Origin of the sequence: Streptomyces inusitatus, from assembly GCF_014651115.1 — a bacterium.
Lineage (GTDB): Bacteria > Actinomycetota > Actinomycetes > Streptomycetales > Streptomycetaceae > Streptomyces > Streptomyces amakusaensis.
The window spans coordinates 58,625-79,815 of record NZ_BMWG01000013.1 but is presented as its reverse complement, the minus strand read 5'-3'; the positions used below and the strand labels follow the sequence as shown (position 1 = coordinate 79,815).

Genomic DNA, 21,191 nt, shown 5'->3' with positions numbered 1-21,191 from the left:
CTGCCGCCCGAGCACCGGTGTATCCGGAAAGCGCGATGCCCGGCCGGGCCTGACGGCCTGGCCGGGCATCGGGTCAGCCCTGGTACAGCTCGGTTCAGCTCGGGTTCAGCGGAATCTCCACCGTGCGCTCCTCGGGCGTCTTGCCGCGCAGCGCCGGTCCCATCGCCTGGGCGATGTCGGTGGGGGTGAGCTGGTGCTGCTTGCCGTCGCCCTTGGTGATCAGCACGCCGACGAAGGTCTGCCCCATGAGCCGCTCGATGGCCTCCTTGTCGTAGACCTCGACCAGCTTGCCGTCCACCGGCTTCATGGAGAGGATCTGCGGCAGTGAGATCGAGGGGCCGAAGGGGATGTCCCTGCCGCCGGCCTTGATGGTGATCAGACCGGACATCGCGGGCTCGGCGAACTCCTTCATGGCCCGGTCGATCTCGTCCTGGCCGATCGTCGGCTCGCGCTTGGCGACCGGAAGCTGGACCTCGCTGGGCTTCCCCGTCTCGACCTGGGCGCGGAACGCGTCCTTCACCGAGATCATGGAACGGGAGACGTCCAGCGTCTGGCCCGGCTTCCCGGGGACGGCGACGGCCTTGCCGGGCTCGAACTTGATCGTGCCCTCGACCGCCGAGCCCGACTCGCCCGCGAGGTCGGTGAGCGCGACGCTCAGCTTCTCCTCGTCCACCGGGATCTCCGGCTCCACGACCCGCGCATCGCCGAAGAGCGAACCGATCACCGAGACGGGGTTGTAGTCGCTGCCGGCCGCCTTGCGCACGGTCTCCTGGCTGTCCAGCACCAGACCGGCCTTGTCCGGGGCGAGCTGGACCTTCTTGCCGCCGACGGTGAGCTGGAGGGGGGTGGCCGCCCGCTTGCCGAGGGCCTGTTGCAGCTTGACGACCGCCTGCTCCTTGGTGCCGCCGCCGATGTCCACACCGAGAACCTTGGTGCTCTTGGGCACCTCGGAGTGGTTCAGCAGCAGACCGGCGCCGTAGGCGACACCGGCGAGACCGACCACGGCGACGCCGAGGAGGACCAGCTTGGAGCGGCCCTTCTTCTTGTTCTTGGCGGGCGGCGCGGAACGCGCGGGCGCGGGCGTCGGGGCCGGGAAGGGGAACGCGGGGGCGGCGGACCCTTCAGGACCGGCGGAACCCGCGGGACCCGCTGAGCCGCCCGGGCCACCGGCCGGACCGGGACCGGGACCGGGACCGCTGGGGAACGCCGACGCCGGGGGAGCCCCGCCGCCCTTGGCCTTGGGACCGCCCTTGGTCTTGGGGCCGCGCGCGCCCGGACCCCGCTGCTCGGCCGGGACGACCGGGATGCCGCTGGTGAGCGTGTCCCCGGAGACCTGGCCGCCGGGGCCGGGTCCGGCCGCCGGTCCGGGGGCGGGCTTCTGCGGGGTGAGCACGGCGGTGTCGTCGGACATCCGGGGCGGGCCGCCCGCGGGACCGCCGGGGCCCGCCGGAGCGCCCTTGCCGGAGCGCCGGCCCAGCGGCATGGTGCCGCGCGCCGGTCCCGAGGTCGCTCCGGTCGGAGCCGCCGGGCCGTCGGAGGGCATGCCGCCGCCCGCCGCCAGATCGCTCAGCGCGCTGCGGGGCTGGGAGGCCCCGGCCGGGTGGGCGCCGCCCTGCGGACCGGGGACCGGGCCCCGGGGCGCGGGCAGCGCGTCCTGCGCGGCGGGCTGCGTGGGCGCGGTGCCCTGGAGGCCCGCCATCATGCCCTGCGCGCCGGACGCGGGACGCCGCGGGGCGGGCACCGCGTCGGGACCGGCCGGAGCCGCCCCCCGCGAGCTGTCCGCCGGGCCCTGGGACTGGCCCTGCGCCTGGCCCTGTGCCTGTGTCTGGAAAGGGTCCTGAGGGCCGGGAGCCGTACCCGCGAAAGCGCCGCCCGGGACCGGGCCCTGGTAGCCGGACGGAATGTCCAGCGGACCCGGCGGCAGACCGTGCGGGGTCGGCGGAAGGCCCTGGGCGGGCGTCGGAGGCTGCGGAGCGGCCGGGACGCCCGGCGGAGCGGGCTGCGCCGCCGGGGCGTCGGCCCCGGCCGCCGGGGACGGCATGCCGGCCCCATTGGTGGAGCCCCGCCGTGGCGCGAACCAGTCGTTGGGCGCGGCCTTCTCCTCGGCCGGCGGAACGGCGGCCGGCGCGGGGGCGGGTGCGGGCGCGGCGGGGGCCGAGGCGTCCGGACCGCCTATCACCGGCATCGCCGCCGTACGCTCGATGTCCGCCTCGGCGGCTCCCGGAGCCCCCGGAGCGCCGGGAGCGGAATCCGCGTCGGCCATCGGCTTGCGCATCACCACGGGCGGAATCGGCCGCGATCCCGGAATGTTGATCCGGATGCGCGTCGTCAGCGTCGTCTCCGTCTTCGGCTCGGACTTGGTCCTGGCGCCGTCCGCCCGCTGCTCGGGGGACCCGTCGGCGGCACCGGCCGCCGCGCCGTCAGGAGTGTCCTGCGTCGATTGCGGGGACGGATACTGGCGCGATCCGTACGGCGGTGTCCCCGAGGGGTACGCGGCTCCACCGCGCCCCTGGGGCCCGGAGGACGAACTGTCAGTTTCACGACTCAAAGCAGGTTCTCCCGGTTGGCTTCGCCGCCCGTTTCTTACTGGATAGCTACTGCTGTGGGCGGCTCGGCGGCGCGCACCACCATACTGGCCGCCACGGACACTGATCTCTGCGACGGTACGGAGCGCCATGCCGTCCGGCCGTACGGGCATGGCCGGCACGGGAATGCGACGCTCTCCGTGGCGACACCCTAGTTCGTGTCCTCGAAGTTCCGCCTGCCCGCCCTACGGGCGGACGACGCCACTTCGACGACACTCCTGGGCGGACCCGGCGAACGCCGGACCCCGGGGGTGCCGCACGTCCTTTATCTGTCAAGTCGGGTGCTGGTGCCGCCCGGTTGCGTCGAACGCGCCATGGTGGCACACATCACAGCGAGGGTCATCCCTCCGATGATGTAGATGATCGGTCCGATTCCGGCGGAGAAGACCCCGTCCCCCTCCGGGCGTCCACCGCTCAGCCACAGGACGGTGACCAGCCATCCGGCACCGGAGGCGAGGACCGCGAGCTGGGTGCCGACGGCCCGGGCGGAGCCCAGGAAGAGGCCCGCCGAGGCCAGCAGCGCGAGCAGCAGACCGCCGGGGAACCAGCCTCCCTGGACCAGGGATCCGGCCGCGCCGACCACCGCGCCGAGCAGCAGAAGTCCCAGGTACGCGGCGATCCGCAGGGGTCCCGCGGCCTTGGCGCGCCCGCTCCCGGCGGGGGTCTCGCGGGCGCTCATCCGGCGATTCCCGCGAAGAGGTCGCGCTCACGTTCGCCGGTGGGCGCGCCGGGCGCGCCCTGGACCAACTCGTAGTACTCGGTCGTGAAGATCGGCTGGGCGAGATGGTTGGAGAGCGCGAAACGGTCGCCGTCGACCACGACTTGGGTGGCGTGGGCGCGCATGGCCGCCGCCTTGGCCTCGGCGTGGGCGGTGCCGTCGATCTCGGTGGTGATCAGGGTGTCGTCCACGACTCCGGGGACGTCGTCGACGCGGGCGACGCCGTCCGCGAACCCCGTCAGGGACTGGGCGCGCAGGCGCTCGAAGCTCTCCTCGGCCACCGAGCGCGGCACCCGGTTCCAGTAGATCTTCGCGATGGTGTGGGGTTCGCCGAGGTCCTGGCGGTGGCCGGGGTCCGCGGCGAGTCCGGCGGCGAGCGTGGCGACCCGGTGTGCCTGGATGTGGTCGGGGTGGCCGTAGCCGCCGTCGGGGTCGTAGGTGACCAGGACCTGGGGACGCACCGATCGGATGATCTCCACCAGGGGTGCGGCGGCCGTCTCGACGGGGGTGCGCCAGAAGACGCCCTCGCGCTCGTTCTGTCCGACGCCCATCATCCCGGAGTCGCGAAAGCGTCCCTGCCCGCCGAGGAAGCGGTGGTCGGTGACGCCCAGCTCTTTCATCGCGGCGGCCAGTTCGGTCGCCCGGTACGGGCCCAGCCGGTCCTCGCGGTCGGAGGTGAGGGCGGCGAGTTCCGGCGGGATGACCTCGCCCTCTTCCCCGAGGGTGCAGGTCACCAGGGTGACCTGGGCGCCCGATGCGGCGTACCGGGCCATCGTCGCGCCATTGTTGATCGACTCGTCGTCGGGGTGCGCGTGCACCAGGAGCAGACGACGGGCGGAAGGATCCTTCATGGGGACACCCTACGAGGCAAGGGGGTGCCACCGCGCCGGCTCGGCGAGCCGGCGGTCCTTACGGGTACGGCGGGTGGGACGGCTCAGAACTTGAAGTCGCCGATCATCCCCGCCACGTTCGACGTCAGATCGGCGATCGTCGGCGCGATGGACGAGCTGGCGAGATAGAACCCGAGCAACATGCAGACCGCGGCATGTCCCCCCTTGAGTCCGGACTTCCGGATCAGCAGGAAGACGATGATCGCCAGCAGCAGCACCGCCGAAATCGAGAGTGCCACGGCGGTTCACCTCCACAGATATTCGGTCGGGACAGGCAGCTTGCATGTGCCAGATGGTTCTACCCACCTTGCGCTACGGATCATAACTATCCGTGCGAACGCATTGATCGGTGCACGGCAGCACACGGGGGCGCACGACCGACGGGAGTGTCTTCAATGTGACGTCGTCCGACCGGAATACGAGCACCGGTGACGGGAGGGGGAGTTGGGCGCAGGGCGGACCGTCGCCGCCGGGGCCCTGTCGGGCCTCCTCGGTGGGCTCTCAGATCTGGCCGAATCTTTTCCCCGGCACCGGCACCGGACATGGCCCCGGACATGGCCCCGGACATGGACACGGGGCGGGCCCGACCGTCCGGAAGTGACATGACGAACTTCCGGACGGTCCACGGCACCCGCACGGCCGTACGCGCCCCAGCCTGGCGAGTCCGTGTGTCAGGCCGGCGACGGGCGCGTTGCCCCGGCGTAAAAGAGGCCGCTCAGGCGCTTGGACGTGCTCGGGCGCTCAGCCGTCCGGACCGCCCGGGCCGCCCGGGCCGCTCAGTCGCTCGGGCCGGCGGTCGGCACGACGCGCTTCTCCTCGGCGAAGTGGCAGGCCGAGGGGTGTTTCGCCGGGCCCTCGGCGAGTCTGAACTCGGCGGGGACCGCGAGCAGGGGCACCTCCAGGGCGCATCTCTCCCGCGCCTTCCAGCAGCGGGTGCGGAAGCGGCAGCCGGAGGGGATGTGCGCGGGCGAGGGGACGTCGCCGCCGAGCAGGATCCGTTCGCGGTGCTCGCGGGCGAGCGGGTCCGGCACGGGCACGGCGGAGAGCAGGGCCTGGGTGTACGGGTGGGTGGGGTGGTCGTAGATCTCCTCGTCGCGGCCCAGCTCCACCACCCGTCCGAGGTACATCACCCCGACCCGGTCGGAGATGTGGCGGACGATCGACAGATCGTGGGAGATGAAGACGAGGCTGAGGCCCAGTTCCCGCTGGAGCGCGGCGAGCAGATTGATGACCTGGGCCTGGACGGAGACGTCGAGCGCCGAGACGGGCTCGTCGGCGACGATGATCTCCGGCCGGAGCGCCAGTCCCCGGGCGATGCCGATGCGCTGGCGCTGGCCGCCGCTGAACTGGTGGGGGTAGCGGTTGATGTACTCGGGGTTGAGTCCGACCACGTCGAGCAGTTCGCGCACCCTGCGCCGACGGTCGCCCTTGGGGGCCACTTCGGGGTGGATGTCGAACGGTTCGCCGATGATGTCGCCGACGGTCATCCGGGGGTTGAGCGAGGTGTACGGGTCCTGGAAGACCATCTGGATATTGCGGCGCACCCGCTTCAGGGCGCGGCCGGAGAGCTGGGTGATGTCCTCGCCCTTGTAGCGGAGCACCCCGGCGGTGGGGCGTTCGAGATGGACCATCATCTTGGCGAGGGTGGACTTCCCGCAGCCGGACTCGCCCACGATGCCGAGGGTCTCGCCGGGCAGCAGATCGAGGTCGACGCCGTCGACGGCCTTGACCGCGCCGATCTGCTTCTTGAACAGGATGCCCCGGGTGAGCGGGTAGTGCTTGACCAGTCCGCGCATTTCGAGGATCGGCTCACTCATCGGCCTTCTCCTCGCTCGTGGCCCCGGGCCCGCCCCCGGGTTCGCCCCCGGGCTTCCCCCGCGGCTTCTCTCCGGGCTTCTCCCGGCCGAGCGTCTCCCGCCAGAAGTGGCAGGCGCTGCGGCGCCCGGGGGCGACCTCGTACAGCGGTGGTTCGTCGGTGCGGCAGATGTCCTGGGCGATGGGGCAGCGGGGGTTGAAGGCGCAACCGGGCGGGATGCGGGTGAGATTGGGCGGCAGGCCCTTGATCGCGTACAGCTCCCGGCCCTTCTGGTCCAGGCGGGGGATCGATTCGAGCAGGCCCCGGGTGTAGGGGTGGGCGGGGGCCCGGTAGATGTCGTGGACGGGGGCGGTCTCCACGATCCGGCCCGCGTACATCACCGCGATCCGGTCGGCGACGTCGGCGACGACTCCGAGGTCGTGGGTGATGAGGATCAGCCCCATGTTCAGCTCGCGCTGGAGTCCGGCGAGCAGCTCCATCACCTGGGCCTGGACGGTGACGTCGAGGGCGGTGGTGGGCTCGTCGGCGATGATCAGGGCGGGCTCCAGGGCCAGCGCCATGGCGATCATGATGCGCTGGCGCATGCCGCCGGAGAACTGGTGGGGGTACTGCCGTACGCGCTCCTCCGCGCCGGGGATGCCGACCCGCTCCATCAGCTCGACGGCGCGGGCGCGGGCCGCCTTGCGGGACAGTCCCCGGTGGACGGTGAACATCTCGCCGAGCTGGTCGCCGACGTTGAGCACCGGGTTGAGCGAGGAGAGGGCGTCCTGGAAGATCATCGCCATTCCCGCGCCGCGGATCCTCCGCCGCTGTTCCTCCTTGAGTTTCAGCAGGTCCTCGCCCTGGAAGAGGATCTGGCCGCCGGTGATCCGGCCCGGGGGCGTGTCGAGGATGCCCATGACGGCCTGGGCGGTGACGGACTTCCCGGATCCCGACTCGCCGAGGACGGCGAGGGTCCGGCCCTCCTCGACGGCGTAGTCGACGCCGTTGACGGCCCGCGCGGTCCCCTCCCTGGTACGGAACTCGACGTGAAGATCTCGTACTTCGAGCAGCATCGCGGGCTCCTCAGCGCAGCTTGGGGTCGAGGGCGTCGCGCACCGCGTCGCCGAGCATGATGAACGCGAGCACCGTGACGGCCAGCGCGCCGGCCGGCCAGAGCAGCATGTGCGGGGCGTTGCGGATGTAGGGCGAGGCGGAGGAGATGTCGATGCCCCAGGAGACGGTGGGCGGTCTCAGCCCGACGCCGAGGTAGGAGAGGGTCGCCTCCAGGGAGATGTAGGTGCCCAGCGCGATGGTGGCGACGACGATGACGGGGGCGATCGCGTTGGGCGCGATGTGGCGGAGCAGCATCCGGGCGTTGGACGCGCCGAGGGCGCGGGCGGCCTGGACGTAGTCGTTGTGTTTGGCGGTGATGACCGAGCCCCGGGCGATGCGGGAGATCTGGGGCCAGCCGAGCAGCACCATGAATCCGACGACGGGCCAGACGGTGGTGGACTGGACGACAGAGAGGAGGACGAGTCCGCCGAGGATGACGGGGATGGCGAAGAAGACGTCGGTGAGCCGGGAGAGCACGGCGTCCGGCGCTCCCCCGTAGAAGCCCGCGAGCCCGCCGAGGGCGCAGCCGAGGAGCGCGACGCCGAGGGTGGCGCAGACGCCGACGGTGACGGAGGTGCGCGCGCCGTAGACGGTACGGGTGTAGACGTCGCAGCCCTGGCCGTTGAAGCCGAAGGGGTGGCCGGGCTGGGAGCCCTCCTGGGCCTTGGCCAGATCGCACTGGAGGGGGTTTCCGGAGGCGATCAGGGAGGGCCAGATCGCGATGGTCACCAGGAAGAGGATGAACAGCGCGGAGAGGATGAAGACGGGGTTGCGGCGCAGATCGCGCCAGGCGTCGGACCAGAGGCTGCGGGCTTTCTCCGGGCCGGTGCCGAGGGGGCCGCCGGGGAGGTGTTCCAGGCTCCCGCCCTCTTCGGTGGCGAGGTCCATCGTGCCGCCCGCGCCGGTCGGCGCGATGGCTCCTTGGTCGTCGAACGGCGGCTCAGGCATAGCGGATCCTCGGGTCGAGTACGGCGTACAGCAGGTCCACGAGCAGATTCGCCAGGAGGAAGACCAGCACCAGCACGGTGACGAAGCCGACGACGGTCTGGGTGCTCTGGCGGAGGATGCCTTGGTAGAGCTGGTAGCCGACGCCGTGGATGTTGAAGATGCGCTCGGTGACAATCGCTCCGCCCATCAGCGCGCCGATGTCGGTGCCGATGAAGGTGACGACGGGGATGAGGGAGTTGCGGAGCAGATGGCGGGTGATGACCCGGCGGCGGGGCAGTCCCTTGGCCTTGGCGGTGCGGACGTAGTCGGAGCGGGCGTTCTCGGCGATGGAGGTCCGGGTGAGCCGGGTGACGTAGGCGAGCGAGACGGAGGCGAGGACCAGGCCGGGGACGATCAGCTCGTCGAGGGGGGCGGCGGGTGAGACGGCGGGCTTGATGATGCCCCATTCGACGCCGAGGAGGAGTTGGAGCAGCAGGCCGGTGACGAAGGTGGGGACGGAGATGACGACGAGGGTGAGGAGGAGGACGGAGGTGTCGACGGGGCGGCCCCGGCGCAGTCCGGTGATCACTCCGAGGGTGATGCCGATGACGATCTCGAAGAAGATCGCGACCAGGGTGAGCCGGATGGTGACCGGGAAGGCGTCGGCCATCAGCTCGATGACGGGCTGGCCGTTGAAGGCGGTGCCGAAGTCGCCGGTGAAGACGTTGCCCATGTAGGTGAGGTATTGCTGCCACACCGGCTTGTCGAGGCCGAACTCCTTGCGAAGCTGGGCGGCGGTGGCGGGGTCGCAGGCCCGCTGGCCGCAGAGGCCCTGGACGGGGTCGCCCATCACATTGACCATGAGGAAGATCAGCAGCGTGGCGCCGAAGAAGACGGGGATCATCTGCAGCAGCCGCCGGATCACATAGCGTCCCATCAGGGGCTCCCGGGGTCGTGGTCACGGTGGAAGGGGTGGTCCGGCGGGGCGGGTGGGCGCGGGGGCCGGGGGCCTTCCGGTCAGGCGACCTTGATCTCGTTGTAGACCGGGACGCTGAACGGGTTCAGGGCGACGTTGGAGATCCGGTGCGAGTAGCCCGCGCTGCCGTTCTGGTACCAGAGCGGGATGGCCGCCATCTGGTCGCGCAGGACCTCTTCGGCCTGTTGGAAGAGGGCCACGGCCTTGGCGGTGTCGCTCTCGGCGTTGGCCCGGTCGACGAGGCGGTCGAAGTCCTTGTTGCTCCACTTGCCGTCGTTGGAGGAGGCGTTGGTGTAGTAGAGCGGCTGGAGGAAGTTCTGGATCAGCGGGTAGTCCATCTGCCAGCCGGCCCGGAAGGGGCCGGGCATCTTGGACTGGGTGATCTGGCCGCGGAAGTCGGCGAAGGTGCCGATGGGGTTGCCGACGCACGCCTGGTCCTCGCCGAGGGCGTTGTTGATGCTGTTGCAGACGGCGTCGACCCAGTCCTTGTGGGAACCGGTGTCCGCGTTGTAGGTGATCTTCATCTGGCCGCCGGGGATGCCGCCGGCCTCGTCGATCAGTTTCTTCGCCGCGGCGGGGTCGTACTCGCAGGAGGCGCCGCAGAGGGTGTCCTGGAAGCCGCCCTCGGTGCCGAGTACGGGGGAGGTCCAGTCCTTGGCGGGGGTGCGGGTCTTCTGGAAGATGGTGTCGGTGATCTGCTGCCGGTTGATCGCCCGGGAGAGCCCGGTGCGGAGCTTCGCGCCGTCGGGGGCGTTCCAGGCCTTGTCGTAGTAGGGGAAGGCGAGGGTCTGGATGATGCCGGCGGGGGTGTTGATGTACCGGCCTTCGAGGTCGGTCTTCACATTCTTGAGCTGGGCGGCGGGTACGTCGTCGACGAGGTCGAGGTTGCCCGCGAGGAGATTGGTGTAGGCGGTGTTGTTGTCGGTGTAGACGACGAGGTCGACTCCCCCGTTGAGGGCCTTGTCGGAGCCGGGGTAGCCGTCCCATCTCCGCAGGGACATCTGCGAGCCCCTGGCGTACGCGTCGACGGTGTACGGGCCGTTGCCGACGGGTTTGGCGAGCCAGCCGGCGTGGTCGTCGAAGAACGCCCTGGGCAGCGGGGCGAAGGCGGCGTAGCCGAGGGTGTCGGGCCAGGTGGAGAACTTCTGGCTGAGTTTGACGGTGAAGGTGCGCTCGCCGGTGATCTTGAGGCCGGAGAGGGTGGTGGCGGTGGGGTCGCCGGAGTCGGGGTGGAGCGCGGTGTAACCGTCGATGTAGCCGAAGAAGTAGGCGTTGCGCTGGTTGTTGCGGAGGTCCGCGCCGTAGTTCCAGGCGTCGACGAAGGAGCGGGCGGTGACCTTCTCGCCGTTGCTGAAGGTCCAGCCGTCCTTGACGGTGATGGCGAAGTTGACCGAGTCGGAGGTGTCGATCTTCTCGGCGAGCATGTCCTTGGCCTCGCCGGTTTTGGGGTCGTATCTCTTGAGCCCCCGGAAGACCATGTCGAGGACCTTGCCGCCCTGCACCTCATTGGTGTTCGCGGGCTCCAGCGGGTTCTGCGGATCGCCCCAGGAGGCGCTGACGACGCCGTCGACCCCGCTGCCGCTCGCGCCGCCCCCGCCGCAGGCCGTCGCCGTGAGGGCGGCGGCCATCGCGCAGGCGGCCCATGTGGCGTGCCTGGCTCCACGCATGGGCGCCTCCTCGGTCCGCAGTGTCACTTAGGACCGAATATCACCCCGAAGTACGGCGATCCGCATGCCGGAGACCGCCGGACGGACGAGCGCGGGGGTGCCGGGAGGCGGAGGAGAGGCGTCGGGAGGCGGGGAGGGAGGCGTCAGGAGGCGGGGGCCGGGGTGACCGGCAGGGTGACCTCCCAGGTGTCCGCGGCGAAGTGCTGGGCCATGCCGTGCGCCTCGTACAGCCGCAGCGCGCCGGTCTCGTTCCCGGTGTCCACGCCGAGGCCGATCTCGGCGCGGCCCAGCCCCGCGTACACCCCGAAGGCGTGGCGCAGCAGATACGAGGCGATGCCGCGGCCCCGGGCCCGCTCGCGCACCCCGAGGCTGTTGATCCAGCCCTGGGCCTCGCGGTGGTTCGAGGTCACCAGTACGGCGACGTCACCGGAGCCGTCGCCCTTGCCGTCGCCGTCGCCGTCGAGGGAGGCGATCCACACCAGCGACCAGTCGATGGTCTCGCCGAGGTCGTCGAGCCACTGCCGGTAGGTGCGCGGCTGGTGGTCGAAGTGCCGGGCGAAGGTGTCCTGGATCAGCTCGTGGGCGATGACGCGGTCGGCCTCGGCGCGGCAGTCGCGCAGGGTGAGGCCCGGCGGGAGCGGGGGGGCGGGGTCGGCGGCGGGGTCGAGCGGGCGGGTGAGCACGTGGTAGCGGCGCACGGTGCGCCAGCCCCGGCGGACGGGGATCGCGGTGTCCAGGGTGGGGTGCGCGTTCAGATGCAGATGGACGACGGCCCGGTCCGCGCCGTTGCCCGCCGCCCGCCGGACCGCCTGGGCCTCCATCAGCTCGAAGAGCCGCTCCGCCGCGTCCTGGCGGTCCGGGAGGATGTACTGGTCCATGTCGATGCGCTCGGCGCCGGAGTCGTCCCACATCAGTCCGTACCCGACCGGCTCGCCGCCGGCGAGGGCCAGCCAGGAGTTGTCGGGGAGGCCCGCTTCGGGGTGGGAGAGATCGGCCTCGACGGAGCGCAGGTCGGTCTCCGCCCGGCCGATCTCGATCATGTCCACGGCGTTGAGGAGGCGGCAGATCGCCGGCGCGTCCCCCGGGACCACAGGTCTGATGGTGAGATCGTCCATCGGATCACTGTCGGGGGTGCGCGACGGGCCGCGCAACGCGTTTTCCGCCCCAGAGGCCGCCGGAGGCCCCCAGCGGCCCCTGGCGGCCCCTGGCGGCCTCCGGAGCCCCCGTCGGTCTCCGGACATGGCGAAGGGCCCCGGGCCGCCCGTGAGGCGGCCCGGGGCCCTTCGCCGCCGTGGATCAGTCCTTGGCGGTGTGTCCGTCTTCCAGCGCGGCGAGCGCGGGGTCCAGGACGACGTCCTTGCCGCGGGAGAGCGTGGGCTCCTCCGGGAAGTGGCAGGCGGTCAGGTGACCCTCCCGGTTGCCGGAGATCTGCACCAGCGGCGGGTCCTCCGACGCGCACTTCTCCGTCGCCTTCCAGCAGCGGGTGCGGAAGCGGCAGCCGGAGGGCGGCATGATCGGCGAGGGGACGTCTCCGGAGAGCCGGATGCGGTCCTTCTTCGCCGAGTCCACGTCCGCCTCGGGCACGGCCGAGAGCAGGGCGTGGGTGTACGGGTGCCGGGGCCGGGTGTAGAGGGAGTCGCGGTCGGCGACCTCCACCACCTTGCCCAGGTACATCACGGCCACGCGCTGCGAGAAGTGCCGGACGATCGCCAGGTCGTGGGCGATGAACATGAAGGCGATGCCCAGCTCGCTCTGCACCTTCTGGAGCAGATTGACGACCTGTGCCTGGATCGAGACGTCCAGCGCCGAGACCGGCTCGTCCGCGACGATCAGCTTCGGCTCCAGCGCGAGGGCCCGCGCCACGCCGATGCGCTGCCGCTGACCGCCGGAGAACTCGTGCGGGAAGCGGTTGTAGTGCTCGGGGTTGAGACCGACGGTCTCCAGCAGCTCCCGCACCCGGGTCTCGCGACCGCCGGGCGGGTTGATGCCGTTGACCTCCATCGGGCTCTTGATGATGGTGCCGACGGTCTGCCTCGGGTTCAGCGAGGAGAACGGGTCCTGGAAGATCATCTGGATCTCGGACCGGATCGGCGCCAGCTGCTTGCGGCCCGCGTGGGTGATGTCCTGACCGGCGTAGGTGATCTTGCCGCCGGTGGGCTCCAGCAGCCGGGTCACCAGCCGTCCGGTGGTGGACTTGCCACAACCGGACTCGCCGACGACGCCGAGCGCCTCGCCCGGGTAGATCTGGAGGTCGACACCGTCGACCGCCTTGACCGCGCCGACCTGCTTGCGGAAGGGGAAACCGCCGTAGATCGGGAAGTGCTTCTCCAGTCCTTCGACGGAGAGAAGCGGCTCACCCGGCCCGGCGTCCGTTGATCCCTGCTGATGCGGCAGGGTGACATTCTTGCTCATGTCTCTGCGTCTCCCTAGCCCAGCCTGGGCTTGATCTGATCGATGAAGATGGTCTGCTTCTGCTCGGCCGAGAGGTGGCAGGCAGCGGCCCGTCCGGTGGCCAGCAGCGGCTTCTCACTGGAGCACAGCCCGCCGTTCACCTCGTCCGTGAAGGCGCAACGCGGGTGGAAGGCACAGCCCGGAGGCGGGTTGAGAAGGCTCGGCGGGGATCCGGGGATCGGCACCAGCGGCTCGTCGAGGTCGCCCCCGAGGCGGGGCATCGAGCTGAGCAGGCCCCAGGTGTAGGGGTGCTTGGGCGTCTGGAGCACCTCGCGGACGCTGCCGCGCTCCACGGCCCGGCCGCCGTACATCACCAGCAGGTCGTCGGCCATGTTGGCGATGACGCCCAGGTCGTGGGTGATGAAGATGATCGCCGAGCCGAACTCCTGCTGGAGGTCCTTGAGCAGATCGAGGATCTGGGCCTGAACGGTCACATCGAGCGCGGTGGTCGGCTCGTCGGCGATCAGGAGGTCGGGGTCGCAGATCAGCGCCATGGCGATCATCGCGCGCTGGCGCATACCGCCGGAGAACTGGTGCGGGTAGTCGTTGAAGCGCGTCGCGGGCTGCGGGATGCCGACCTTGTCGAGCATCTCGATGGCCCGCGCCTTCGCCTCCTTCTTGGAGGCGCCGGTGTGCTTCATGAACGGCTCGGCGATCTGCCGTCCGACCGTGTAGTACGGCGAGAGCGCCGTCAGCGGGTCCTGGAAGATCATCGCGGCCTTGTTGCCGCGGATCTTCTCCATCTCCTTCTCGGAGGCGCTGACCAGCTCCTGGCCGTCCAGGATGATCTCACCCTCGACGGCGGAGCTCTTCGGGTTGTGCAGTCCGAGCACCGCGAGGTTGGTCACGGACTTTCCGGAGCCCGACTCGCCCACGATGCCCAGCGTCTTGCCGCGCTCGACATCGAAGGAGAGGCCGCTGACCGCGTTGACGACGCCGTCCTCGGTGGAGAACCGCACCCGCAGGTCGCGAACCGAGAGGAAGGCCTCCGGCCCGGTCGGGGCCGGTGTGTCTTCGGTCTTGGTCAGTGTGGTCACGGTCGATCTCCTAGGCGAGGCGCACGCGCGGGTCGATGTAGGCATAGGCGAGGTCCACGATGATGTTCAGGATCAGGATGAAGAACGCTCCGAACAGCATCACCCCCATCGTCAGCGGCAGGTCCTTGCTGAGCGAGGAGTTCACGGCGAGACGGCCGATGCCGGCCAGGTCGAAGGTGAACTCGGTGACGACCGCGCCGGCGAGCAGACCGCTCAGGTCCATGCCGAGGATGGTCACGATGGGAGTCAGCGAACCGCGCCAGGCATAACGGAAGAATACGTAGCCCTGCTTCATGCCCTTGGCCCGGGCGGTGCGGACATGCTCTTCCTGAAGCTGCTCGATCATGGTCGAGCGCGCCATACGCGTGTACTGGGCGGTGAAGATGGTCGCCATGACCGCCCAGGGGATCAGCAGACCCAGGGCCCAGGCCGCCGGATTCTCGGTGAACGGCACGTACTTGGGATTCTCCAGCCAGCCCGTGCTGTAGACGAAGATGCCGAGGACGATCGGCCCCAGGAAGTAGATCTGGAAAGAGCTGAGAACCATCGAGGTGCTGCTGACCAGCTTGTCGACCCAGGTGCCGCGCTTCCAGGCGGCGAGCAGACCCGATCCGAGTCCGAGAACCAGGAAGATGACCAGACCACCGACGGTCAGGGAGAGCGTCAGCGGGAAACGGTCGATGATCGAGGCCCAGACGAATTCACTCGTCTCGAAAGAGACACCCAGACACGGCGCGGGGCAGTGCCCGGTGGCGAAGTCACGGCCGGTCAGGATGCCGCCCATGAACTCCCAGAACTGGGTGGTGATGGGCTTGTCGAGGCCGAGATTCTCACGGATGACCGCGATGCTCTGCGGCGAGCAGTTCTTGCCGCAGGCGAGTTCGGCGAAGTCCTGGGGGATTGTGTAGAACAGGAAGAACGTGAACGCGCCGATCAGAAACATGATCACTACGGCGCCGGTCAACCTGCGGAGAAGGAACTGAAGCATCGCGGGAGGCTGCTCTCTTCGGTAGGCGGCGGGGGTTGTGAGAAAAAGGGCCCGTGGGGGTGCGCTCCGCCTGGCGCGCACCCCCACGGATCAACCGTGAGCCGGTGAGGTGTGGACCGGGGTTACGGGTTCTTCAGGAACAGGTCGTTGATGTCGATGTAGCTCGACTCAACGCTGTACTTGACGCCGCCGACATTCGAACCGGTCAGCTGGATCTGCTTCGAGTAGTAGACCGGGGCAGCCGGGTTGATCTCTTCCACGATGCGCTTGTGGATCTCGGTCCACTTCTTCGCGGCAGCCGCGGGCTCCAGCGTCAGAGCCTCGTCGATGCCCTTGTTGACCTGCTCGTCGTTGATGTGCGAGTAGTTCGACGCACCGTCGGAGATCAGGTCACCGTCGTAGACGGGGGTGATGACGGTGGACGGCGACGGCCAGTCCTGGCCCCAGCCGCTCATGTACAGGTCGAACGGGTTGTCCAGCTTGCCGATCTGCTGGTAGTACGTCGCCCGGTCGATCTCCTTGGCCTGCACGTCGAAGCCGAGCTTCTCCAGCATGCCGCGGACGACGACCATCTGCTTCTGGCTGCGCGGGGCGCTGGAGTACGCGTAGGTCAGCTTGGTGCCTTCCTTGACACCCGCCTCCTTCAGCAGCTCCTTGGCCTTGGCCAGGTCACCGTTCGGCTTCTTCAGCTTGCCGAAGGGGTCGTACGAGGGGTCGAAGCCCGGCAGGGTCGGACCCATCAGACCGCCGGCCAGCTCGCCGCCGTACTTGCCGCCGTCCTGCGCGATCATGCGCTGGCTCGGCATCGCGTGCGTGATGGCGTCGCGGACCTTCTTGTCCTTCATCTTGTCCAGGTTGAAGGAGAGCTGCCAGACGTAGGGCTGGTAGCCCTTGATGCTGCGCTTGTTGACGTCGGGCTTGGAGATGACGTCCTTGATCATGGTCGGGTCGACCTGGTCGGTCCACTGGATGGCGTTCTTGGCGTCACCCTGGTCCGCGATCAGGCGCTTGCTCTGGCTGGCCTGGTCGATGGTGAGCGAGAAGTCGTAACCGTCGACGTACTGGTGACGGACGGAGTCGGTCTTCGGGTCCCAGTTGGTGTTCTTGACCAGCTTGAGGGACTTGCCCGGCTTGTACTCGGCGATCTTGTAGGGGCCGAGGGCGACCGGGGCCTTGTCGTACTTCGCCTTGGTGTCGGCCTTCTCCGGAACGACGGAGTAGCCGGCCATCGCGAGGGCCTGCGGCAGGTCGGGCTGCGCCTTCTTGAACTTGAAGACCACGGTCTTCGCGTCCGGGGTCGCGAGCACGCTGTCCGGGAGGTGCTTGCCCTTGTAGGGGCCGTCCGGGAGCGCCTTGCGGTAGTCGTCGCCGGAGAGCCAGCTCTGGACGTAGGGCGGGCCGTCGAAGATCACCTTCGAGTACATGCGCTCGATGGAGTGGCGGACGTCGGCGGACGTGATGGCGTTGCCATTCTGGTCCTTGACGCCGTCCTTGAGCGTGTACGTCCAGACCTTGCCGCCCTCGGAGGGGGTACCCGAGTCGGTGGCGATGTCGCCGACGACGGTCAGGTTGCCCTTGTCGTCCTCCTGGAAGTTGGTCAGACCCCGGTGGAGCAGGTTGGCCAGCTGACCCGCGTCACTGACGTAGATCTGACCCGGGTCCATGTGGCTCATGTCGGACTCCATCAGCACGTTGATCGTGCCGCCCGACTTGGCGCCCGGAACCTCGGCCGCGGGGCCGGTGGACTCCGCCGCCTTGGCGTAGACAACCGGCTTCGACTGCGAGGCCGCGTCCTTCTGGCTCTTGGACTCGTCCTTGGTGTTGCCGGTTTCGTTCTTGGAGCACCCGGTGAGCGCCAGGGAGCCGGCCGCAGCGGCGACGACTATGACGCGCGCGGAACGTGAGCGAAGGGGCTTCATGATGCGCGTTGCACCTACCTGTCCGTTGTTATCCATCAAGAGCTGCCATGACCGACCGGTTGCCCGGCGACGCGGGGGCGGCAGCCACCCCCGCCCAAGGACGTCATCGTCCGGTCTTGGGGTCGAACGCGTCCCGGACGGAGTCGCCGAGAAGGTTGAAGGCGAGAACGAAGATCACCATGGCGACGCCGGGGAAGAACATGAACGCGGGGTTCTGCTCGTAGACCTTGGCGCCGATGGCGAACATGCGTCCCCAGTCCGGGGTGGGCTCCACGAAGCCGACGCCTACATACGAGAGGAAGGCGATCGTCAGGATGGAGCTCGGAAGGGTGTAGGTGCCCTGTACCAGGATCGGCGTGACGATGTTGGGCAGGATCTCCTTGCGGACGATCCGCCAGCGGGAGGCTCCGGAGACCTTGGCGGCCTCCACGAACTCGCGCTCACGCAGGGACAGTACGGAGCTGCGCACCAGACGGGCCATGCCCATCCATCCCAGGAACCACATCACCAGGATGATCGAGACGGCGCGCAGATAGGTGGGGGTCTCGTCCGTCGGGGAGACGAACAGCGCGGTCACGACGGGCATGAAGGCGATGAAGAAGAGCTGGTTCGGGAAGGCGAGGAAGAAGTCCGTCGTCCGGCCGATCCAGTAGTCCGCCTTGCCGCCGAAGTAGCCGCCGACCATGCCGATGATCACGCCGGTCATCACGGCCAGGAAGGTGATGACGAGCGCCATGTAGAGCGAGGTGCGCATGCCGTAGAGCAGCATGGTGAACACATCGCGACCCAGCTCCGGCTCGATGCCGAACCAGAAGTCCCCGGAGACTCCGCCGAAGGTGCCCACGGGCATCGAGAAGTCGTCGAGCAGCTCGGGGAACTCGTCCGGGTAGAGCGTGTACGGATCCTTGCCGTACAGCTTGGAGATCACGGGCGCCAGTGCGGCGATCGCGAAGAAGAAGATGACGACGCCGGCGGAGATCATTCCGACGCGGTCGCGCTTGAAGCGCGACCACATCAGCTGACCGGGCGAGCGACCGGTGTGGTTGGTGCCGTCCGCGGCGTCGTTCTTGGTCGCGGTCTCTTTGTCCAAGGCGACAGAGGCTTCCGTGACCTCGGCCTCGATTGGACTGGTCATGATGTGTCCATTCACGGGTGTCGGGTGACCCGCGATCCTGCGCACGTCGGCGGTGACGGTCGAGTGGGTGCACTCGTACCGTCGGTTCCGCCGCCGCATGACGATCCCCTCGCCGGCCGTACCGCCCTGGGCGGGCGGATGGCCGTACTGCCTACGCCTGTGGATCAGCCACGGGCGTATCAGCTGGAAAGTGCGTCAATGGGGATAGATTCCACCCTCAGGAGCGCGAGCCGAGCGGTTGACCGGGGCTCAGGATCGGCGGCCGACGTCGGCGGCCTGACCGGATGGAATGCGCTGGAAACCGGCCGTACAAGCCATCTGTGACGACCCGACCCCACTGGCGCTCGTGGCACCGCGCATGGGTTCCTCCTCATGAGTCCACGTGTTCACTGCAAGGCTGGGCACAAGACACCCACCGACACCCCTGACGGCGAAGAGCTGTACCCCGTGTGCTCGTGAGTCGGCGCTCCCCACAGCGCATGACCCGTTGACCCGAGCTCAGTGAAGCCAACTATTGGGTAAGTTCGGGCTGTAAACCACACTTAAAGCATCTCGTTTTGGCAACATCGATGCGGGCCCGGGGACCACAATTCGGACAAAGGGATCGCAGACAGACACCCCCGAAACGGACTGTTAATGCAGGTTTCCGGTGAGCTACGCCCGATAGTCGGACAGACGGGGTAGGAAAACCTGTTGACGGGCTTCCGGAGACCGCTGGCCCAAACTGTCAGTTTCCCACGGGACGGGCGAACGAGAACGGCCCGGGTGACCCCTCGTGGAGGGGTCACCCGGGCCGTTTTCAGCCAGAAGGGCACCTGACGGGCTCGGAGCGCGTCAGGGGGTCTGTCAGGAGCTTGTCAGCCCTGCTCGGCCCTGCTCAGCCGTGCTTGGCGCGGGAGGCGGCGCGGGCGCGCTCGCGGCCGTCCAGGTTGACCTTGCGGATGCGCACGGCCTCCGGGGTGACCTCGACGCACTCGTCGTCGCGGCAGAACTCCAGCGACTGCTCCAGCGACAGCTTCCGCGGCGGAACGATCGCCTCGAAGGAGTCGGCCGAGGAGGAGCGCATGTTGGTGAGCTTCTTCTCCTTGGTGATGTTGACGTCCATGTCGTCGGCGCGGGAGTTCTCGCCGACGATCATGCCCTCGTAGACCTCGGTGCCGGGCTCGGTGAAGAGCACACCGCGCTCCTGGAGGTTGGTCATCGCGAAGGCGGTGACCGCGCCCGAGCGGTCGGCGACCAGCGAGCCGTTGTTACGGGTCTTCAGCTCGCCGAACCAGGCCTCGTGGCCCTCGTGGATGGAGTGGGCGATTCCGGTGCCGCGGGTGTTGGTCAGGAACTCCGTACGGAAGCCGATGAGGCCCCGGGACGGGACGACGAACTCCATGCGGACCCAGCCGGAGCCGTGGTTGGACATGTTGTCCATCCGGCCCTTGCGGGTGCCCATGAGCTGCGTGACCGCGCCCATGTGCTCCTCGGGGACGTCGACCGTGAGGCGCTCGACCGGCTCGTGGACCTTGCCGTCGACCAGCTTGGTGACCACCTGGGGCTTGCCGATGGTCAGCTCGAAGCCCTCACGGCGCATCTGCTCGACCAGGATGGCCAGCGCCAGCTCACCGCGGCCCTGCACCTCCCAGGCGTCCGGGCGCTCGGTCTCCAGGACACGGAGCGAGACATTGCCGACCAGCTCGCGCTCCAGACGGTCCTTGACCTGGCGGGCGGTGACCTTGCGGTCCTTGACCGCGGCCTTGTTGTCCGCGCCCTTGCCGGTGCCGCCCCGGCCGACCAGCGGCGAGGTGTTGGTGCCGACGGTCATGGAGATGGCGGGCTCGTCCACCGTGATCAGCGGCAGCGCGATCGGGTTCTCCGGGTCGGCCAGCGTCTCGCCGATCATGATGTCGGGGATGCCCGCGACGGCGCAGATGTCGCCGGGACCGGCCACCTCGGCCGGCTTGCGGGTGAGCGCCTCGGTCATCATCAGCTCGGAGATGCGGACATTGGCGATGGTGCCGTCCCGCTTGATCCAGGCGACGGTCTGGCCCTTGCGCAGCTCGCCCTGCTCGACGCGGAGAAGCGCGATACGGCCGAGGAAGTTGTCGGCGTCCAGGTTGGTGACATGGGCCTGGAGCGGCGCGGACTCGTCGAACTCGGGGGCCGGGACCGTCTCCAGGATGGTGGAGAAGAAGGGCTCCAGGCTGTCGCTGTCGGTGGGGACCGTGCCGTCGGCAGGCTTGGTCAGCGACGCGACGCCGTCACGGGCGCAGGCGTAGACGATCGGGAACTCGATCTGGTCCTCGTCGGCGTCCAGGTCGAGGAAGAGGTCGTAGGTCTCGTTGACGACCTCGTCGATACGGGAGTCGGGACGGTCCGTCTTGTTGATGCAGAGGATGACGGGCATCCGGGCCTGGAGGGCCTTGCGCAGCACGAAGCGGGTCTGCGGAAGCGGGCCCTCGGAGGCGTCGACCAGGAGGACGACCGCGTCGACCATGGACAGACCGCGCTCCACCTCGCCACCGAAGTCGGCGTGGCCGGGGGTGTCGATGATGTTGATCGTGATGGGCGCCCCGCCGGCCTTGGGGTGGTACTTCACCGCCGTGTTCTTGGCGAGGATCGTGATGCCCTTCTCGCGCTCCAGGTCGTTCGAGTCCATGACCCGGTCATCGACCTGCTGGTGCGCTGCGAAGGCTCCGGCCTGCTTCAGCATGGCGTCGACCAGGGTGGTCTTGCCGTGGTCGACGTGGGCGACGATGGCGACGTTACGAATGTCATGGCGCGTGGGCATGCTGGCTGGCGCTTCTCTCGATCGTGGGATGCGGCGTCGAATGCGGCGATTTCCTCGTACGCCCCGCCGGGGCGGACGCGCCGCGGCTCTGTCCCATGGTACGGGGCCCGCGCGCGCGGGGCCTCCCGGTCCGGTTTCGGGGCCCCGGACACGGGCGGGAGAGGGGGGTGGGGGGCCTGGCCAAAGGGCGTGAACCGTGGTCAACGGG

General features: G+C 69.2%; 16 protein-coding genes. All 16 read right to left on the bottom strand.

Translation table 11 applies throughout. The features are described from left to right. Positions 1–94: 94 nt before the first annotated feature. The 16 genes from IE247_RS20150 to typA all read right to left on the bottom strand — a co-directional run bounded on the left by IE247_RS20150 (position 95) and on the right by typA (position 20,983). Entirely contained in the window at positions 95–2,548 is a 2,454-nt protein-coding gene (locus IE247_RS20150; protein ID WP_190124590.1) for a hypothetical protein, read from the bottom strand. Positions 2,549–2,850: 302 nt separating this feature from the next. Then, positions 2,851–3,264, bottom strand: a complete 414-nt coding sequence (locus IE247_RS20145) for a DUF6113 family protein (RefSeq protein ID WP_190124589.1) — start codon at positions 3,262–3,264, stop codon at positions 2,851–2,853. Continuing rightward, positions 3,261–4,154, bottom strand: coding sequence for an N-acetyl-1-D-myo-inositol-2-amino-2-deoxy-alpha-D-glucopyranoside deacetylase (gene mshB / locus IE247_RS20140; protein WP_190124588.1), 894 nt, complete (start codon positions 4,152–4,154; stop codon positions 3,261–3,263). Before mshB ends, IE247_RS20145 begins: the two co-directional genes overlap by 4 nt. Positions 4,155–4,237: 83 nt before the next feature. Then, positions 4,238–4,432: a hypothetical protein gene (locus tag IE247_RS20135; protein WP_190124587.1), complete on the bottom strand. Its 195-nt coding sequence runs from the start codon at positions 4,430–4,432 to the stop codon at positions 4,238–4,240. A 537-nt stretch (positions 4,433–4,969) separates the two neighbouring features. Beyond that, positions 4,970–6,010 carry an ABC transporter ATP-binding protein gene (locus tag IE247_RS20130; RefSeq protein ID WP_190124586.1) on the bottom strand — a complete coding sequence of 347 codons (1,041 nt, stop codon included), beginning with the start codon at positions 6,008–6,010 and terminating at the stop codon, positions 4,970–4,972. Further along, entirely contained in the window at positions 6,003–7,064 is a 1,062-nt protein-coding gene (locus IE247_RS20125; protein WP_190124585.1) for an ABC transporter ATP-binding protein, read from the bottom strand. Before IE247_RS20125 ends, IE247_RS20130 begins: the two co-directional genes overlap by 8 nt. A 10-nt stretch (positions 7,065–7,074) precedes the next feature. After that, positions 7,075–8,052, bottom strand: a complete 978-nt coding sequence (locus tag IE247_RS20120) for an ABC transporter permease (RefSeq protein ID WP_190124584.1) — start codon at positions 8,050–8,052, stop codon at positions 7,075–7,077. Continuing rightward, positions 8,045–8,968, bottom strand: a complete 924-nt coding sequence (locus IE247_RS20115) for an ABC transporter permease (RefSeq protein ID WP_190124583.1) — start codon at positions 8,966–8,968, stop codon at positions 8,045–8,047. The genes IE247_RS20120 and IE247_RS20115 overlap by 8 nt, the downstream gene beginning before the upstream one ends. Positions 8,969–9,048: 80 nt before the next feature. Beyond that, entirely contained in the window at positions 9,049–10,674 is a 1,626-nt protein-coding gene (locus IE247_RS20110) for a peptide ABC transporter substrate-binding protein (RefSeq protein WP_190124582.1), read from the bottom strand. 143 nt (positions 10,675–10,817) lie between these two features. Further along, a complete protein-coding gene (locus tag IE247_RS20105; protein WP_190124581.1) occupies positions 10,818–11,789 on the bottom strand; it encodes a GNAT family N-acetyltransferase in 972 nt (323 codons plus the stop codon). 181 nt (positions 11,790–11,970) lie between these two features. Next, positions 11,971–13,086, bottom strand: coding sequence for an ABC transporter ATP-binding protein (locus IE247_RS20100; RefSeq protein WP_190124580.1), 1,116 nt, complete (start codon positions 13,084–13,086; stop codon positions 11,971–11,973). Positions 13,087–13,100: 14 nt separating this feature from the next. Further along, complete coding sequence (locus IE247_RS20095; protein WP_190124579.1) at positions 13,101–14,162, bottom strand: ABC transporter ATP-binding protein; 1,062 nt, start codon at positions 14,160–14,162, stop codon at positions 13,101–13,103. Positions 14,163–14,172: 10 nt separating this feature from the next. Continuing rightward, positions 14,173–15,150 carry an ABC transporter permease gene (locus IE247_RS20090; protein ID WP_190124578.1) on the bottom strand — a complete coding sequence of 326 codons (978 nt, stop codon included), beginning with the start codon at positions 15,148–15,150 and terminating at the stop codon, positions 14,173–14,175. Positions 15,151–15,272: 122 nt separating this feature from the next. Then, the gene (locus tag IE247_RS20085) at positions 15,273–17,069 is read right to left on the bottom strand and encodes an ABC transporter substrate-binding protein (protein WP_190124577.1); all 1,797 of its coding nucleotides are present in this window, start codon (positions 17,067–17,069) and stop codon (positions 15,273–15,275) included. 103 nt (positions 17,070–17,172) lie between these two features. After that, positions 17,173–18,204 (bottom strand): ABC transporter permease, encoded by a 1,032-nt coding sequence (locus IE247_RS20080; protein WP_190124576.1) that lies wholly within the window; start codon positions 18,202–18,204, stop codon positions 17,173–17,175. Between the two features lie 877 nt (positions 18,205–19,081). Next, positions 19,082–20,983 carry a translational GTPase TypA gene (gene typA / locus IE247_RS20075; protein WP_190124575.1) on the bottom strand — a complete coding sequence of 634 codons (1,902 nt, stop codon included), beginning with the start codon at positions 20,981–20,983 and terminating at the stop codon, positions 19,082–19,084. Positions 20,984–21,191 lie beyond the last annotated feature (208 nt).

Excerpts from the sequence above, each read along its gene's own strand:
- IE247_RS20145 (WP_190124589.1), bottom strand. The coding sequence starts at position 3,264 with ATGAGCGCCCGCGAGACCCCCGCCGGGAGCGGGCGCGCCAAGGCCGCG.
- mshB (WP_190124588.1), bottom strand. The coding sequence starts at position 4,154 with ATGAAGGATCCTTCCGCCCGTCGTCTGCTCCTGGTGCACGCGCACCCC.
- IE247_RS20130 (WP_190124586.1), bottom strand. The coding sequence starts at position 6,010 with ATGAGTGAGCCGATCCTCGAAATGCGCGGACTGGTCAAGCACTACCCG.
- IE247_RS20125 (WP_190124585.1), bottom strand. The coding sequence starts at position 7,064 with ATGCTGCTCGAAGTACGAGATCTTCACGTCGAGTTCCGTACCAGGGAG.
- IE247_RS20120 (WP_190124584.1), bottom strand. The coding sequence starts at position 8,052 with ATGCCTGAGCCGCCGTTCGACGACCAAGGAGCCATCGCGCCGACCGGC.
- IE247_RS20115 (WP_190124583.1), bottom strand. The coding sequence starts at position 8,968 with ATGGGACGCTATGTGATCCGGCGGCTGCTGCAGATGATCCCCGTCTTC.
- IE247_RS20110 (WP_190124582.1), bottom strand. The coding sequence starts at position 10,674 with ATGCGTGGAGCCAGGCACGCCACATGGGCCGCCTGCGCGATGGCCGCC.
- IE247_RS20105 (WP_190124581.1), bottom strand. The coding sequence starts at position 11,789 with ATGGACGATCTCACCATCAGACCTGTGGTCCCGGGGGACGCGCCGGCG.
- IE247_RS20100 (WP_190124580.1), bottom strand. The coding sequence starts at position 13,086 with ATGAGCAAGAATGTCACCCTGCCGCATCAGCAGGGATCAACGGACGCC.
- IE247_RS20090 (WP_190124578.1), bottom strand. The coding sequence starts at position 15,150 with ATGCTTCAGTTCCTTCTCCGCAGGTTGACCGGCGCCGTAGTGATCATG.
- IE247_RS20085 (WP_190124577.1), bottom strand. The coding sequence starts at position 17,069 with ATGAAGCCCCTTCGCTCACGTTCCGCGCGCGTCATAGTCGTCGCCGCT.
- IE247_RS20080 (WP_190124576.1), bottom strand. The coding sequence starts at position 18,204 with ATGACCAGTCCAATCGAGGCCGAGGTCACGGAAGCCTCTGTCGCCTTG.
- typA (WP_190124575.1), bottom strand. The coding sequence starts at position 20,983 with ATGCCCACGCGCCATGACATTCGTAACGTCGCCATCGTCGCCCACGTC.